Origin of the sequence: Photorhabdus kayaii, from assembly GCF_025384895.1 — a bacterium.
In the GTDB taxonomy this organism is placed as follows: domain Bacteria; phylum Pseudomonadota; class Gammaproteobacteria; order Enterobacterales; family Enterobacteriaceae; genus Photorhabdus; species Photorhabdus kayaii.
Genome location: NZ_JAJAFZ010000079.1, coordinates 1 through 16,870 on the forward strand (window position 1 = coordinate 1; position 16,870 = coordinate 16,870).

Here is a 16,870-nt window from a genome sequence, read left to right on the forward strand (position 1 = left end):
ATTATTTGAAAGTTTTTGACAGATAATTTGCGGTAAATATGGCAAGATATAGCCGCATGATAATCAGAGAAAATCTTTTACGCAGTGTCCGCTGATTTCCCAGACCGGTATTGTTTTTCACATCTATGTCTTGTAACGAGTCTGAATCAACATATGAACAATAAAATGCAATTAAAACGAGTCGCTGAGGCCAAGTTACCCACTCCTTGGGGTGATTTTTTAATGGTCGGCTTTGAAGAAATCGCCACAGGTCAAGATCATGTCGCATTAGTATACGGTACTATTTCTGGCAATGAACCTGTTCTTTCCAGGATCCATTCAGAATGTCTGACCGGTGACGCCCTGTTTAGTCTACGTTGTGATTGCGGTTTTCAACTTGAAGCCGCCCTTGCTCAAATTGCTAAAGAAGGGCGAGGTGTATTACTTTATCATCGACAAGAAGGTCGTAATATTGGCTTAATCAATAAAATTCGTGCTTACGCGTTACAGGATAACGGTATCGATACTGTAGAAGCTAACCATCAGTTAGGTTTTGCCGCCGATGAGCGTGATTTCACCTTATGTGCAGATATGTATAAATTACTCGGTATTCAAGCTATTCGTCTGCTGACAAATAATCCCAAAAAAGTGGAAATTATGACCGAAGCAGGTATTAATATTGTAGAACGTGTTCCATTAATTACCGGCCGGAATCCTAAAAATGCTTATTATTTGGATACCAAAGCCAGAAAAATGGGTCATTTGTTACCTGAGCAAAATTAGTTTCTCAGTAAGCTAGCTGGAAAAGACGGCGCCTAAATAAATCAGTGCCGTCTTTAGTATGATGTATACCCTATGGATAACGGGTATAAAAATTATTTCAACATGTGACGAATAACATAATGCAAGATACCACCGTGATGGAAATAATCTAATTCAGTTCTGGTATCAATACGACACTGAGCATTAATGATTTCCTGACGCCCATTCGAATAAGTCACTTTCACCGGAACAATCTGTCCCGGCTTGAGGTCATTCATCCCTTCAATATCAATTGTCTCATCACCTCGCAGATTTAATGTCTTACGATTTACGCCCTGAGAAAATTCCAATGGCAATACCCCCATACCAATCAGGTTCGAACGGTGAATACGCTCAAATGATTCCGCAATCACCACCCTAACCCCCAATAACCGAGTCCCCTTCGCTGCCCAGTCGCGGCTCGAACCAGAACCATATTCTTTGCCCGCAATGATAGCCAATGGTGTTTTTTCTTCCTGATAACGCATAGCTGCATCATAAATCGCTAATTGTGTCTGTGACGGAATATGGCGGGTATATCCTCCTTCTACACCAGAAATCATCTCATTACGGATACGGATATTGGCAAACGTTCCGCGCATCATGACTTCATGATTGCCGCGCCTTGAGCCGTAAGAGTTAAAATCCTTAGGTTCAACCCCATGTTCTTGAAGATAACGCCCTGCCGGGCTATCAGCTTTGATATTCCCCGCCGGAGAAATATGGTCCGTGGTTACAGAATCCCCAAGAATAGCCAATATATTCGCGCCGTGAATATCCGTTATCGCTTCAGGCTCTGCTGTCATATCACTAAAGAATGGTGGGTGGCGAATATAAGTAGAATCAAGCTGGAAGTGATAAGTTGCAGAACTCGCAACATCCAGCGACTGCCATATTTCATCACCATCAAAGACTTCCGCATACTCTTTGTGAAACATATCAGCCTTAATTTGATCAACGGCTTTAGCAATTTCTTTGCTATCAGGCCAGATATCCTTCAAATAGATATCATTGCCTTGTTGATCCTGACCAAGAGGATCTTTAGTCAAATCCTTTTTCATGTTGCCGGATAAAGCATAGGCCACGACTAACGGCGGCGATGCTAGCCAGTTAGTTTTTATCAGAGGATGGATACGGCCTTCAAAGTTTCGGTTGCCAGAAAGGACGGCACCGACGGTAAGATCAGCTTGCTTAATCGCCGTTTCAATCGATTCAGGCAATGGCCCAGAGTTACCAATGCAAGTTGTGCAACCGTAACCAACCAGATTGAAGCCCAGTTTCTCCAGATAAGGCATCAAGCCCGCCAATTCAAGGTAATCTGTCACCACTTTCGAGCCGGGCGCCAGTGAGGTTTTCACCCACGGTTGGCGTTTAAGCCCCTTCTCAACCGCTTTTTTCGCCAATAACCCCGCAGCCATTAGCACACTGGGATTAGATGTGTTGGTACAAGAAGTAATTGCAGCAATGACAACAGCCCCCTCTTCTAACTCATACTGCTGATTATCCAGATTAACTGGCGCTGAGATGGCTTTCCCCTCGGGTTTATTCATTTCCAGATCAACGGATGATTGAAATACTTGAGGTACTCGCGCTAAAGCCACCCTGTCTTGTGGACGTTTCGGTCCAGCGAGGCTCGCTTCCACCGTCGACATGTCCAGTTCAAGACTACTGGTAAATACCGGTTCATCACCGGGATTTCGCCATAATCCTTGGATCTTACAATAAGCTTCTACCAGCTCAATCTGCTGTTCTGTACGCCCTGTCAATCGCATATAGCTCAGGGTAATATCATCTGCCGGGAAGAAACCGCAAGTTGCACCATATTCCGGTGACATATTGGCAATGGTTGCCCTGTCTGCCAGCGGCAAATCAGCTAACCCATCTCCATAAAATTCAACAAATTTCCCGACCACACCATGGGCACGCAGCATCTGAGTCACTGTCAATACAAGGTCTGTTGCAGTAATTCCTTCGCGTAACTTACCGGTAAGTTTAAAACCCACCACATCAGGAATAAGCATGGAAACAGGTTGTCCTAACATGGCCGCTTCAGCTTCAATACCGCCCACACCCCATCCTAGAACACCGAGACCATTGATCATGGTGGTATGAGAATCGGTACCAACCAAGGTATCAGGATAAGCCAACTCTCGTCCGTTATGCATTTCATGCCAAACCGTTTTACCCAGGTATTCCAGGTTTACCTGATGGCAAATCCCGGTTCCGGGCGGGACAACACGAAAACGGTTAAAAGCTTTTTGCCCCCAACGCAGAAAGAGATAACGCTCGTAATTACGTTCCATTTCTAATTGAACATTTTGTTCAAAGGCTTTTTCCGTGCCAAATTTATCCACCATAACTGAATGGTCAATAACCAAATCAACGGGTGATAGTGGATTAACTTGTTCAACATTACCACCAAGGCGCTGAACCGCTTCTCTCATGGCCGCTAAATCAACAACGGCAGGCACCCCGGTGAAATCCTGCATTAATACACGTGCTGGCCGGTAAGCAATTTCTCTGTCTGCATGACCAGTATTTTGCCAATCAACAATTGCTTTCAAATCATCAACAACAACAGAATTGCCATCGATATTGCGAAGAAGATTTTCCAGAAGAACTTTCAGTGATTTGGGCAAACGGGAAATATCACCCAAATGTTTAGCAACCAGTGGTAAGCTGTAATAATCATATTGTTTACTTGCAGCGGAAAGTGTTGAAACACAAACTTTTTTTAAATCAAACGACATAACTCCTCCTTCTTCTTATACTGGCATAACTCAAAACTACCTTAGTGCCTAGCCATTAATGATAATGGCACAAATTAAACATAACATATAAGCAAATATTTGTTTCCCATTACCGCACAATGAATCAATTCAGTGTATCTATCAGAATTTCAGTAATAAATTTTGATAATTTAGTCGGGTAAACAATCGAATGATAATCAGCTAGAATTAACCCGCTAACAATTCAATTGGATTCAAATTATCAATAAAAAAACAAGGAAAAAATAATGGATATAAAAAACGCAATTACAAATAATCAGGAACATATCGCAAAAATCAATGAAGCTAATACGTTCTTTCACATCGACGATGCTTATTTTAGTATAGAAAATACCAATAAATATAATGAAAAGGATGGTTTAGTTCAGTTCATTATAGCCAAACAATTATCTGATAAACCAGAAGTCATAGATAAAACTAATAGCTTAAGTCAAACATTAATTGCACTCTCCTCCATTGCAACCAATTATGTCAATAAATACGCGGAAAAGTATGGAGAGCAATATAAAACAGATATGGACTTTTGGACTAAAGTCGTTAACAAATTACCTCTAATGGGTACTAGCAAAGTTGAATCTAAAAATTACACCGATTCATTAAATGGTTTAAGCATCTCACAAAGTTTCCTTAATTTCATTATGAATGTGGTTGTATTCGAAAATACAGATATGCTGCCAGATTTCGCTAAGTTTCTTACCAAGCAAGGGGAAACGATTCGTTTAGGCATACGGAAAAATAAAGGCTTCTATTCTACTGTGACACTAACGATTGCTATCGATACCTTGATTGTAGGAGAGAAGACCGTATATATTCCGAAACTAAAACTCTATCGAGTTAATTTTGATAGCACTAATTCAAACTTTTTATCAAGTTGTGCTTCTAATGAAAATATCAATATTGATTTTGAGTATTCATCCTTAATATCGGTTTTAGACTATGAGGCGCTCGAAAATCCTGAGATTAAAGCCAGTTTTGATAATTTCATCAATAAACAAAGAAAAATATCAATAGAAGATTCTGATGATTTCTTCAGTGGTGAGTTTGAACCCATCTGATAAGCAAAATTAGGGAGCCAATAGCAATCATTCGCTCCCTAATTATTTCATTATACGATTGGTAATTTGATATCTTTGAACATGACTTCGATATCTTCATTTGAGCGTAAAGCAACTGCCTGATCAATAACATCACGCGTCAGGTGAGGCGCAAAACGCCACATAAAATCATACATGTAACTGCGCAAGAAACTACTGCGACGAAAACCAATCTTAGTTGTGCTGTAGCTGAATTTATCACGCATATCAATGCAAACAAGGTCGTTATCCTGCACCGGATCAACCGCCATGTTGGCAATAACCCCCACACCTAATCCTAACCGGACATAAGTTTTAATGACATCAGCATCCGTCGCAGTGAAAACAATTTTAGGCTTTAAACCCACTTTATCGAATGCAACATCTAACTCAGAACGACCGGTAAAACCAAATGTATAAGTGACCAGTTGATATTCAGCCAATTCTTCAATTGAAACACTCTCTTTACCTGCCAGCGGGTGATTCGACGTGACCACCAGCGTCCTGTTCCAATGGTAACAAGGCAACATTATCAAATCTTCATATAAATGCAGTGCCTCAGTTGCAATAGCAAAATCAGCACTACCTTTACTGACAGCTTCAGCAATTTGTGTTGGCGACCCCTGATGCATGTGTAAAGAGACCTGAGGATAACGTTCAATAAAGCCTTTAATCACAGAAGGTAATGCATAACGGGCCTGTGTATGAGTAGTAGCAATATATAGCGAACCACGATTCGGATAAGTATGTTCACTAGCAACTGACCGTATTGCATCAATCTTAGATAATACTTCACGAGAAATTCGGACAACCTCTTCACCTGCGGGAGTAACATGCGTCAGGTGTTTACCACTACGGGAAAAAATCTGAATGCCTAATTCATCTTCAAGCATTCTAACCTGCTTACTGATCCCGGGTTGAGATGTATACAGTCCTTCTGCCGTAGATGAAACATTAAGGTTGTGGTTTACCACCTCCACGATGTAACGAAGCTGTTGCAATTTCATATAAACACCATCCCAAAATAAACGCTGTGAACAATTATGGCTTAGAAACCTGGACTGATATTGCTGTTTGCTATTTATTATAACGAATAGAAATAATATTGTTGTCGCATATAACCACTATAACACGATTATATATTTATATAACGAATAATTAAAAATTCATAATGAATGTTTAATCGGATTCTAATTCATATATTTTAAGATAATGCCAATAGGCGAAAAAAGCCAACCTATAAGGTTGGCTTAATAGAAGAAAATAATCCCTTTTCTAAGAAAAAGAGAGTGTTGATTCTGTCAGAAATGGTTACTTTTTGTCTTTCTCAACCCATTTCCCATCAACATAAAACACACTCCACCCCGTTGCCTTGCCATTTTTCTCTGAAGAAGCATATTGCTGTTTAGTCTTACGACTAAAACGGATAACTGTTTTATTACCTTCAGCATCCGCCACAGGCGCATCAGCCAGATAGCGTAATTTCTCCGGCAAACGCTCTTTAAAGCGAGCTAACTCTTCTACCAACGGCGCTCTGGTTTCTCTAGATTTAGGGAAAGTATTTGCTGCTAAAAATACACCGGCTGCACCATCACGCAATACAAAATAGGCATCAGATTTTTCACAAGGAAGCTCTGGTAACGGAACCGGATCCTCTTTTGGCGGCGCGACTTCCCCACTGCGCAAGATTTTGCGGGTATTTTTACAAGTTTCATTGGTGCAACCCATGTATTTACCAAAACGCCCCATTTTCAAGTGCATTTCAGCGCCACATTTATCACATTCGATAACAGGACCGTCATATCCCTTAATGCGAAATTCACCCTCTTCCACTTTGTAGCCATCACAAGCCGGGTTATTACCACAAACATGTAACTTACGTTGGCTATCAATAAGGTAACTGTCCATCGCTGTACCACATTTTTTACAGCGACGACGGGCGCGCAATGCGTTTGTTTCCGCCTCATCCCCTTCTAAGACATTAAGAATTTCATTTTCAGGGATAAGATTTATCGTCTGCTTACAACGCTCTTTAGGTGATAACGCATAACCAGAACAACCCAAGAAAACGCCAGTGGTCGCTGTTCGAATGCCCATAGAGCGCTGACATGTCGGGCACTCAATAGAGGTAATTACCATCGGATTAGGCCGCATACCGCCATCTTCCGGCTCTTTATTGGCGACGTCTAGCTGTTCACTAAAATCTGTGAAAAACTCATCCAGAATCCCTTTCCATTCGGCTTTGTTACTTGCAACCTGATCAAGCTGATCTTCCATTCGCGCAGTAAAATCATAACTCATCAGCTCGTTGAAATTTTCTTCCAGACGATCAGTAACAATTTCTCCCATTTTCTCCGAGTAGAAACGGCGACTCTCCACGCGAACATAACCACGCTCCTGAATCGTGGAGATAATGGAAGCATAAGTGGATGGACGACCAATACTGCGTTTCTCCAGCTCTTTAACCAGGGATGCCTCACTGTAACGTGCCGGTGGTTTGGTGAAGTGCTGGCTTGGGAGCAGTTGTTGCAAATCAAGTTCTGTACCAATTTCAACAACCGGCAACGTGCGGTCTTCATCACCTTTGCGCAACACAGGCATTACTTTTGTCCAGCCATCAAAACGCAATGTACGACCTTTGGCACGCAATTCAAAATCACCCGCCTGTACCGTCAATGTTGTGGAATCGTATTTCGCCGGTGTCATCTGACAAGCCACAAACTGACGCCAGATTAGCTGATACAGCTTCTGTGCATCCGCATCCATATCTTTCAGTTGCTCTGCCATGATGATATCAACACTGGAAGGACGAATCGCTTCATGCGCTTCCTGTGAATTCTCTTTACTGCTGTAAGTATTGGCTGCTTTTGGCAGGTATTTATCGCCAAAATTATCACTGATATAACCACGAACCATATCCAGCGCATCCTGACTCAAATTGGTTGAATCAGTACGCATATAAGTAATATATCCGGCCTCATACAAACGCTGAGCCATCATCATGGTCTTTTTAACACCAAACCCTAAACGCGTGCTGGCCGCCTGTTGCAACGTAGATGTGATAAACGGCGCACTCGGTTTACTGGAGGTTGGACGATCTTCACGATCGAGCACTTTGTAACGGGCTTTTTCCAGTAAAGAGACGGCGGCTTGAGTTTGTTCACTATTAACTGGCTTAAACGGTTTACCCTGCTGATGGGTCACTTCCATATGCAGTGAAATTTCGCCTTTCGCCAGCAAATCAGCATGTAATTGCCAATATTCTACTGGTACAAACGCTTTAATTTCACGCTCTCTTTCTACTACAAGGCGTACCGCCACCGATTGCACACGACCGGCAGAGAGCCCTCTAGCAACCTTTTTCCACAGTAGCGGAGAAACCATATAACCCACGACTCGATCCATAAAACGGCGAGCTTGTTGAGCATTTATCCGGTGAATATTTAATTCACCCGGATTATCAAATGCCTGTTTGATGGCATTTTTAGTGATTTCATTAAAAACAACCCGGCTAAAACGATCGCCATCACCGCCAATCACTTCCCGCAAGTGCCATGCAATGGCTTCTCCCTCTCGGTCAAGATCCGTTGCGAGATAAACATGATCAACTTTTTCAGCCAGTGATTTTAGCTCTGCCACGACCTTCTCTTTGCCCGGCAAAATCTGATAATTCGCTTCCCAACCATGGTATGGATCAACGCCCATACGGTTGACTAATGCAGCTTTCTCATCTTTTTTAACCTTCTTCTTAGACTTATCGGTAGATGAGCTCGAACTCTTTTGGCTGGCTGAGCCACTGGTCGGCAAATCACGGATATGACCAACGCTGGATTTCACCACGTAGTCACTCCCCAAATATTTGTTGATTGTTTTGGCCTTTGCCGGGGACTCCACTATTACAAGAGCTTTACCCATAGTTATCTTTACCTAATTATCTTTTCAGATGGTGGAATTCACTGCGCCATATCACGGTATTTAAAACCTCTTTTTATATTGCGATAGATTCTCAATATATCAACTTATTTTTATTCAGTTGATTTTCCCAAACTCGAAACATATTGAATTATCTAAGGTATTTTAGATACCGCCCATGCTCTATGCAAATGAATGAAGCGATCACCGTAAACAAAATCTTCCATCTGCATGATGAAAAGTTCACACTCTACCTGATAAAAAATGATGCGCAACAAATTATTTTTGATTAAGGATAGAAAAAGACGAAACAGAACAACACCGATTAAAGGTGAACAATGACTAAAAAAAGCCAGCGATATTATCCGCCAACGTGAAGATTTTATTCATGGTATGTATATAAGTAGCGTAAAACAAAAAGGAAATGTATTAGTATTAATGGTGAATTTTTTCTAATGGAAAATGGTTTACCCACAGTAAAAAGTACTGCTATTTTCAATATGTTCAAACACCTGACGCCTATCCTACCGAAACAATATTATCTCGAAAATTAATAACAAAAATTTATTGAGCAACGAATAGGCAGATATATGAAAACAATATATACCTTCATAGATTTCAAGATGCATCGCGACGGCAAGGGAGTGAATCCCCGGGAGCATAGATAACTATGTGACCGGGGTGAGCGAGCGCAGCCAACAAAGAGGCAACTTGAAAGATGACGGGTATAAAAATATATCTGCCGGTATAACTACAAGTATTAATTACACTTCTAAGGTGAGATCAGAGAAAAAACCCGCCATCAAACGGTTAAACAGCTCTGGCGCTTCCCAGAATGGCCCATGTCCCAAGTTGAGCAAGTTATACACCTGACCAGTCCAGAGATTTTTGTAGGTTATCCCGTTAATATAATCAATATTAACGAATAAATCTTCTACACCATTGACGATAGCCAGTGGTGTTGGGTTTGTTTCAACCAATAACCGTTGGTCCATAACGTCTGGTGAAACCGATGCTTCAGACATATATTGCCGGGCCAAACCATCGGTCCGCGCCACTGCGGCTCTCAAAAATGGCTCACAAAGCGCGTTTTCACCATACAACGCCAAGGTATAATCCGTAATCTCCTCTTCTGTCAGCGAAGCCTTACCCGATATTGCCATAAACCGGCTTGGTTTAAATCCAAGGCTGACATTTTCTGCACCTGGGCTAACCGGCGGCGTGCCACAAATCATTAGCCCAACAATCCCTGGGAATCTTGGGATCAGCTCTAAACCGATATGTCCCCCCAGTGACCATCCGAAAACAGCAACTTTATCGACGCCTAATTTTTCCAGTACTTCGATGATGCAAAGAGCATAACCAGGTATCGAATAGGTCCGGCGAGGGTCCACTGCATTTGATGAAGAACCGTGTCCGGGTAAATCAATAGCTAAAATCCGGTATTCGTCACCAAAACAGTTAATTTGATGGCGAAAAACATCTTTGGAACTCGAATTACCGTGTATAAGGAGGACCGGTAACCCATCACCTCCCGTATCAGCAACAGAGATGACAGCATGACTGGTATGAATATCGTATTGTGAAATAGCCATAATACTTTATTTCCTTATGAATATTATTGTAAGTTGCCATTCTTCGGGGATTTTCATAATGCGTTTAAAGACGCACAATAACGTTGTGCAAAAGTGACTTGTATTTGTTTGAAAATCAGCCAAGCAGAACACATAAACGCAAAGCCAGAGTATCAACTATTGGTGTAGAAAAGCCTGCGGCTCATCACAAGCAGGAAGGGGGATGTAAAGCAAATTATGTAACACCTGTAATATTTTAACAGGGCCAAAATAGCAGGTTTTTCAGTGGAATAACATCATGAGAATAAGCGTTGCTCTGTTCAATTAGCACATCACAATTAAGCAATATATCGAGGCGTCCCTGAGCGTCGAAATAGAACGCCTTAGGATATACCCGTCATCTTTCAAGTTGCCTCTTTGTTGGCTGCGCTCGCTCACCCCGGTCACATCGTTATCTATGCTCCCGGGGATTCGCTCCCTTGCCGCCGCGAAGCATCTTGAAATCAATAGGGTATACGCCAAGATAATTGATCCAAAATAGCGGATTTAATTAAAGCAGAGGCTTCTCCCCTCTTTGCCACCAGCGCAATAACAGTTTATCAATACCTTCCATTGCATTGCCGGTGAAACGCTCTACCATGCGTTTACGGCGTGTATAACTGACACCAATAACTTCACAGTTATCTATTTGAGCAATCAACAGATCATCGCTGACACCAATTTCGTCAATCAATCCCTTCTCTTTCGCCTGTGAGCCGTACCAATATTCGCCCGTCGCCACACTTTCCACGTCAAGTGATGGGCGATGTGTATGAATAAACGATTTGAATAGTTCGTGAGTCTGATTCAGATCTTCCTGAAACTTTTTCCGGCCCTGCTCTGTATTTTCTCCCAACACAGTCAGTGTACGTTTATATTCACCAGCCGTATGGAGTTCCACATCGATATCATTTTTCTTCAATAGCTTATGAATGTTCGGAATCTGAGCGACCACGCCAATAGAACCAATAATGGCAAAAGGTGCAGCAACTACACGATCAGCAACACAAGCCATCATATAGCCCCCACTGGCAGCAACTTTATCTACGACGATAGTCAAGCGAATACCTTTCTGACGCAAACGGGCAAGCTGAGAGGCCGCCAATCCATAGCCATGCACCATGCCACCTGGACTTTCCAGACGTAACAACACTTCATCTTTTGCATCTGCCACGGCCAGAATCGCGCTAATCTCTTCACGTAATGAATCGACTTCGTGTGCATCCATACTCCCTTTAAAATCCAGTACATAAAGACAAGGTTTCTGTAACCCTTTATGACCTGTCTTAGCGTCACTCTTCTTCTGCTTGGATTCGAGCTTTTGTTGCTTATTAAACGCTTTCTGCCAGATTTTCCCTTCCGCTTCTGTCATGCGCGCCCGCTGCATTTGACGCTGTTTATCCCGATATGACTCACCGAGATCGACGAGTTTCAATTCTCCTTTTAGCGAAGATTTCCGCATTCCTATGCCGATACCCAATATTGCCAGAGCAATAATCGCCAACACCAGCGTAACTACTTTGGCTAAAAACAACCCGTAAAGAGATAAGTATTCCACAAAATCCACCTTTTGTTTCTTAAACATTTACCAAATAAATGTATTTGATTTTTTTCACTTAAAAACAATATATTATAATTAATTCGTATTCAATAAATACGAATATGTACAAATAAAAACGTCCAGTATATCGGTCTCAGTAGCTAATTCTACACCATTAAGATGGAGAAATGGGGGACTAGTTCAAAAATGAGCAATTAGATTGCAGAATCACAAAAACCCGGCGTTTCAACCAAGCATTCTGACTGTTATAACTGCCTGATCGCTACCACTATCTGAAAGAAAAGAGAGAAATTATTGAACAATGGAAAAGTAAACTGCTATCGCTGTGAGTAAAGAATAATGGCCAAACAGTCCCCATCATTATGCTGCCCTTACAATACAGTTAGATCGCTATCCCTATTATATAATAATTTAATGGGTAGTCGTTAGTTTGTAATTATCAATGAAAATTTTAACAACAGACTCAATGTGTTTCATAATGAAGTGACATGAACCTCTAGTTCAACAAATTTAACAACCAGCCGCTTGTACAGCAATAGTCCAATCGTAATCATGATCCCGACCAACTTCAATCGTGAAAACCACCAGTGTTAACTGATGGCTATTAGCATATTTCCGATACAACCTTATATTGAAGCCATAAATAATTCAGGTTAGCTTTAAGGCTTTAACTAAATAAAATCGTTACATAGCTCTTGTAAGTTATTAATAACACGTCCCACATGGAAGCCGTCACAAGTAGCATGATGCACCTGAATTGCCAAAGGCAACTGAGTTTGATTTCCATTTTGGTAAAATTTTCCCATTGTAAATATGGGTGGAAAATAATCGGTAAAACTCGCCATGTTCAAGTTAAATCCATCAAAACTTACCCACGGCACTGATGATATGTGAAAGTGATTTTCAGGTAGTTCTGGTTTAGAAAAAAAGCAAAGATCATCTTTATAGGTTTCATAATCATCAGAATAATTTTTCATAAACTCGGACAGATCAGAATTGAACTCAGTCCAAATCGCTGAGAATGTTTCTGTTTCCTTGTGAAAGATTGTATACGCAGGATTTACACCATCCCATATATACCCGTCATCTTTCAAGCTGCCTCTTTGTTGGCTGCGCTCACTCACCCCGGTCACATAGTTATCTATGCTCCCGGGGATTCGTTCCCTTGCCGTCGCGATGCAACTTGAAATCCATAGGGTATAATTAATTCTTCATCTTTTATAGCCATTCTGAACTCAGAATAAGAGTTCACAACTTTTGATATTAAATAAATCATGGTTGGATAGAATTTATATTGTTTTTCTACCAACGAAGATAACAAATGGGTAATATCAATTTTTGCTGTTAGACTAAATCCGCATTGCGCGACATTACGGTAATGCAAGAAATGCTCTTTTCTATCCCAGAGATCTATATCAACCTTTGAGTAATTCATGTTTTCCCCTTCTAATGTAAAATTTAACAAATTGATTAAATTAGAAGGGCTGCTCTTTCTGTTTGTATTGGCATCATAATCACTCCGGTGTGAAATTGGATTAAATACCCAGTCTCTGACGAAAAAAAATTATACATTAGCTAAAGACAAATAACTACCAACACAGCACTATGCTCCGTTTATCTCCTGAGCAATCAACCTTGGCAAATTTGACTCAATATATCACTTTCTGTTTTGATAGCCCGAACGGCCTCCGACGGTAACAAATCGCGCCGTCAACAACAGGAAATCTTCAAATGTTACATTACCAACCAAAACATGACCTCCTACAACAACGTATTATTTTGGTGACAGGTGCTGGAGAGGGTATTGGCCGTGAAGCGGCTTTGACTTACGCCCGTTACGGTGCACAAGTGATCTTACTTGGCAGAACAACACACAAACTGGAAACTGTCCAAAAAGAGATTGAACAAGCAGGTGGTGCCCCTGCAACTGTTTACACCATGGATCTGCTTACCGCCACAGCCGAAGAGTGTCAGGCATTCGCTGGCGATTTAGCGCAACATTATCCGCATCTGGATGGCGTATTGCATAATGCCGGTTTACTGGGAGCTGTCGCGCCGATGGCAGAGCAACCCGTCCAATTATGGCATGATGTTATGCAAGTCAACGTCAATGCGACCTTTATGTTAACACAAGCCTTATTGCCGCTATTATTGAAGTCACCTGACGGATCATTAATCTTTACCAGTTCGAGCGTTGGCCGTGAAGGTCGTTGTGGTTGGGGAGCCTATTCTGCCTCTAAATTTGCAACCGAAGGCATGATGCAAGTTTTAGCAGCAGAATATAAACACACTTCTCTACGCGTTAACTGTATTAATCCCGGCGGTACACGCACAAATATGCGCGCCCGCGCATTCCCTAACGAAAATTCTGCTAAACTGAAAACACCGGCAGATATTATGCCACTGTATCTTTATCTTATGGGCAGCGATAGTCTGCATAAAACAGGCATCAGTTTTGATGCCCAACCCGGACGCAAAGCAGGACCAGCCGAATAATGACAATCAATGACAACCAACATCAAAAAAGGCAACAACGCCTAAAAGAAAAAGTGGATTTCCGTATTGAAGCCGCCCAATTAGAACGGGGTATTCTCATCGTTTTTACCGGCAATGGTAAAGGCAAAACCACTGCGGCATTTGGCACCGTGACCCGAGCGATAGGTCATGGATTTCGCGCCGGTGTGATCCAGTTTATCAAGGGGAAATGGGAGAATGGCGAGAAAAATCTGCTGGAACAGCATGGGGTGAATTTTCATGTTATGGCAACAGGTTTTACCTGGGAAACTCAAAGCCGGGAAACGGATACTGTAGCCTGCCATCAGGTATGGCGCTATGCGTTAGAGATGTTATCTGATCCCGATTTGGATCTAGTTGTCTTGGATGAACTGACTTATATGGTGAGTTATGGCTATCTTCCTCTGGAAGAAGTTATTACTGCGCTCAACCACCGACCGGAACACCAATCCGTTATTATCACCGGCCGCGGTTGTCATCGTGAATTATTGGAAATGGCAGATACCGTGACAGAGATGCGCCCGGTAAAACATGCCTTTGACGCCGGCATTAAGGCACAAAAAGGGATCGATTGGTAAAAAAGGCCCCGTTATAACACACGAGACCCAGAAAACTTAACGACCTTTTGGTGCGGTTGTACGCCCCGCGTTCTGGCGTGAACTGCCCGGACGTTTGCCTGCCGATGGACGCGATGCGACTTGAGCATGGCGTTTAACCGCTCGGCGGATTTGGTTAGCTTTAAGACGGCGTTGATCACGCCCAACGGCCACTTTAGAAACCGTCTCTTCATTCAAATCCACTAATTGGCGTAAATAGTTAGTCTGCTCCAGACCCAGTTCCGTCCATCCCCCGCGTGGTAAGCCTTTTGGCAAACTAATATCCCCATAACGCACACGAATAAGACGGCTCACCTGTACACCAACTGCTTCCCAAAGACGACGAACTTCACGGTTACGTCCTTCTGTCAGCGTGACGTTATACCATTGATTCATCCCCTCCCCCCCCTTAAACGCGATAGTACGGAATGAAGCTGGACCATCTTCCAGTTGAATCCCTTTAGCCAGTTGTTTCAATTTGGCATCATCAACTTCACCAAAGACACGGACAGCATATTCGCGTTCAACTTCACGGCTTGGATGCATCAAGCGATTAGCCAGTTCGCCATCCGTGGTAAATAACAATAAACCACAGGTATTCACATCCAGACGCCCAACCGCTATCCAGCGGGAACCTAGCAATTTAGGAAGACGATCAAAAACTGTTGGCCGCCCCTCTGGATCATGACGAGTACAAAGCTCACCCTCTGGTTTGTAATAAGCCAAAACACGGCAAACCGCTTTTTGTAATTCTTTGATATTTAATACCCGACCATCGAGGCGGATTTTTGTGGCGGGCTGAACTTCAAGGCGATCACCTAAAGTCGCGATCTTACCGTCAACACTGACGCGCCCCTGTTGAATATAACCTTCTATTTCGCGGCGGGAACCGTGACCGGAACGCGCGAGAATTTTCTGTAACTTTTCAGATTTCTGTGTCTTACCGCTCATTGAGCAACCTCTGTTGTCGCCTTCACAGGCGTCGTGTTATATATCAATCAATACGTTATGACAGAATTCAATCATAACAAACTGATTTTAATACATTTGATAGCATAGAATGCTAGAAAATAGCTCATACATTCTAATCCGTGGCCGAGCATTCTACACTAATTTCAGACACAATGATTCTAATCCAGCAATTCCCTATCACGCGAAAACTGAAAGCATCATGGCTGGCGTAAGGGAACAATATCTCCATCCTTATCGCGATTTGCCGACATTTAATATAACAGATTCCCCATTATCAGGATTAAAAAACCCAACACTGATCACATTTCATGCTACCCATTCTGACGGTCAATTAATTACACATTAAAATGGTTCAATAATGTAACTATTAAATAATCAATATTCTCTATGGTAAATGACTATTTTATACCCGAAGCCTGACCGCTGATGCTCAGGTCACTTATTGGTCAGCATCACTGACTTTTTAACACTTAAATTAAACAAAAGGGATAGTATGATGAGTAAACGCAACCACTCTGTGGCGAGAGGCACGAGTTATCTTTTAATTTACCTGACCGCCATTCAGCCGCTCCACCCGGCGATTGCCGCAGGAATAACACCGGATAATAACCAGACACAGGTACAAAACCAAAGCAACGTCCCGGTGGTCAATATTGCCACGCCGAATGACGCGGGAATATCCCACAACACCTATAAAGAATTTAACATTGCCACTCAAGGCGCCGTACTCAATAACGCCACGCAAGCGGCTAAATCACAACTGGCGGGGCAACTTAACGCTAACCCTAATCTGCATGGAAAAGCAGCGGAACTGATTATTAATGAAGTGACCGGCAGCGGACAATCTAACCTGCAAGGCCAATTGGAGATTTTCGGCCATAAAGCCAATGTGATGATTGCCAACCCCAACGGCATTACTTGTGATGGCTGTGGTTTTATTAATACTTCGAGTGCAACACTGACTACAGGTAAACCCCAATTTGATAAACAGGGCGCGTTGGAAGCATTGGAGGTTAAAACAGGCCAGATTACCATTGGCGGTAAAGGGTTAGATGGCAAG

Annotated in this window: 12 protein-coding genes and 2 pseudogenes; 6 read left to right on the forward strand and 8 right to left on the reverse strand. The window is 42.3% G+C overall.

The window, feature by feature from the left end:
• The first annotated feature begins 165 nt into the window (after positions 1-165).
• A complete protein-coding gene (gene ribA / locus LGZ98_RS20550; protein ID WP_162107658.1) occupies positions 166-762 on the forward strand; it encodes a GTP cyclohydrolase II in 597 nt (198 codons plus the stop codon).
• 92 nt (positions 763-854) lie between these two features.
• Here ribA and acnA read toward each other — a convergent pair whose 3' ends face one another.
• On the reverse strand, positions 855-3,530 hold the full coding sequence (gene acnA / locus LGZ98_RS20555) for an aconitate hydratase AcnA (RefSeq protein WP_262978504.1): 2,676 nt from the start codon (positions 3,528-3,530) through the stop codon (positions 855-857).
• 266 nt (positions 3,531-3,796) lie between these two features.
• Here acnA and LGZ98_RS20560 point away from each other — a divergent pair, with 266 nt between their 5' ends.
• Positions 3,797-4,624: an Evf family palmitoylated virulence factor gene (locus LGZ98_RS20560; RefSeq protein ID WP_228901997.1), complete on the forward strand. Its 828-nt coding sequence runs from the start codon at positions 3,797-3,799 to the stop codon at positions 4,622-4,624.
• Between the two features lie 50 nt (positions 4,625-4,674).
• Here LGZ98_RS20560 and cysB read toward each other — a convergent pair whose 3' ends face one another.
• Together cysB and topA are read right to left on the reverse strand one after the other, a co-directional pair.
• Positions 4,675-5,649, reverse strand: coding sequence for an HTH-type transcriptional regulator CysB (gene cysB / locus LGZ98_RS20565; protein ID WP_262978505.1), 975 nt, complete (start codon positions 5,647-5,649; stop codon positions 4,675-4,677).
• Between the two features lie 304 nt (positions 5,650-5,953).
• Positions 5,954-8,557 carry a type I DNA topoisomerase gene (gene topA / locus LGZ98_RS20570; RefSeq protein ID WP_228901996.1) on the reverse strand — a complete coding sequence of 868 codons (2,604 nt, stop codon included), beginning with the start codon at positions 8,555-8,557 and terminating at the stop codon, positions 5,954-5,956.
• A gap of 351 nt (positions 8,558-8,908) precedes the next feature.
• Between topA and LGZ98_RS20575 the strand changes: the two are divergent.
• Positions 8,909-9,108: pseudogene (locus tag LGZ98_RS20575) on the forward strand (DUF2498 family protein); the annotation flags it as partial.
• 210 nt (positions 9,109-9,318) lie between these two features.
• Here LGZ98_RS20575 and LGZ98_RS20580 read toward each other — a convergent pair.
• The 4 genes and pseudogenes from LGZ98_RS20580 to LGZ98_RS24140 all read right to left on the reverse strand — a co-directional run bounded on the left by LGZ98_RS20580 (position 9,319) and on the right by LGZ98_RS24140 (position 13,163).
• Positions 9,319-10,149, reverse strand: coding sequence for an alpha/beta fold hydrolase (locus LGZ98_RS20580; RefSeq protein ID WP_262978506.1), 831 nt, complete (start codon positions 10,147-10,149; stop codon positions 9,319-9,321).
• A gap of 303 nt (positions 10,150-10,452) precedes the next feature.
• Entirely contained in the window at positions 10,453-10,650 is a 198-nt protein-coding gene (locus LGZ98_RS20585; protein WP_262978507.1) for a hypothetical protein, read from the reverse strand.
• A gap of 28 nt (positions 10,651-10,678) precedes the next feature.
• Positions 10,679-11,725 (reverse strand): protease SohB, encoded by a 1,047-nt coding sequence (sohB, locus tag LGZ98_RS20590; RefSeq protein WP_262978508.1) that lies wholly within the window; start codon positions 11,723-11,725, stop codon positions 10,679-10,681.
• A 674-nt stretch (positions 11,726-12,399) separates the two neighbouring features.
• A pseudogene (locus LGZ98_RS24140) lies at positions 12,400-13,163 on the reverse strand (CatA-like O-acetyltransferase).
• A 296-nt stretch (positions 13,164-13,459) separates the two neighbouring features.
• On the opposite strand from LGZ98_RS24140, the gene LGZ98_RS20605 reads away from it, so the two are divergent.
• Both LGZ98_RS20605 and cobO read left to right on the forward strand, forming a co-directional pair.
• Entirely contained in the window at positions 13,460-14,224 is a 765-nt protein-coding gene (locus LGZ98_RS20605; RefSeq protein ID WP_113041366.1) for a YciK family oxidoreductase, read from the forward strand.
• Complete coding sequence (cobO, locus tag LGZ98_RS20610; protein WP_223121385.1) at positions 14,224-14,820, forward strand: cob(I)yrinic acid a,c-diamide adenosyltransferase; 597 nt, start codon at positions 14,224-14,226, stop codon at positions 14,818-14,820. The genes LGZ98_RS20605 and cobO overlap by 1 nt, the downstream gene beginning before the upstream one ends.
• A 36-nt stretch (positions 14,821-14,856) precedes the next feature.
• Here cobO and rluB read toward each other — a convergent pair whose 3' ends face one another.
• On the reverse strand, positions 14,857-15,789 hold the full coding sequence (gene rluB, locus LGZ98_RS20615; protein WP_113041365.1) for a 23S rRNA pseudouridine(2605) synthase RluB: 933 nt from the start codon (positions 15,787-15,789) through the stop codon (positions 14,857-14,859).
• A gap of 517 nt (positions 15,790-16,306) precedes the next feature.
• Between rluB and LGZ98_RS20620 the strand changes: the two genes are divergently transcribed.
• Positions 16,307-16,870, forward strand: a 564-nt coding sequence (locus tag LGZ98_RS20620; RefSeq protein ID WP_262978509.1) for a filamentous hemagglutinin N-terminal domain-containing protein, incomplete at its 3' end; no start/stop codon positions are given.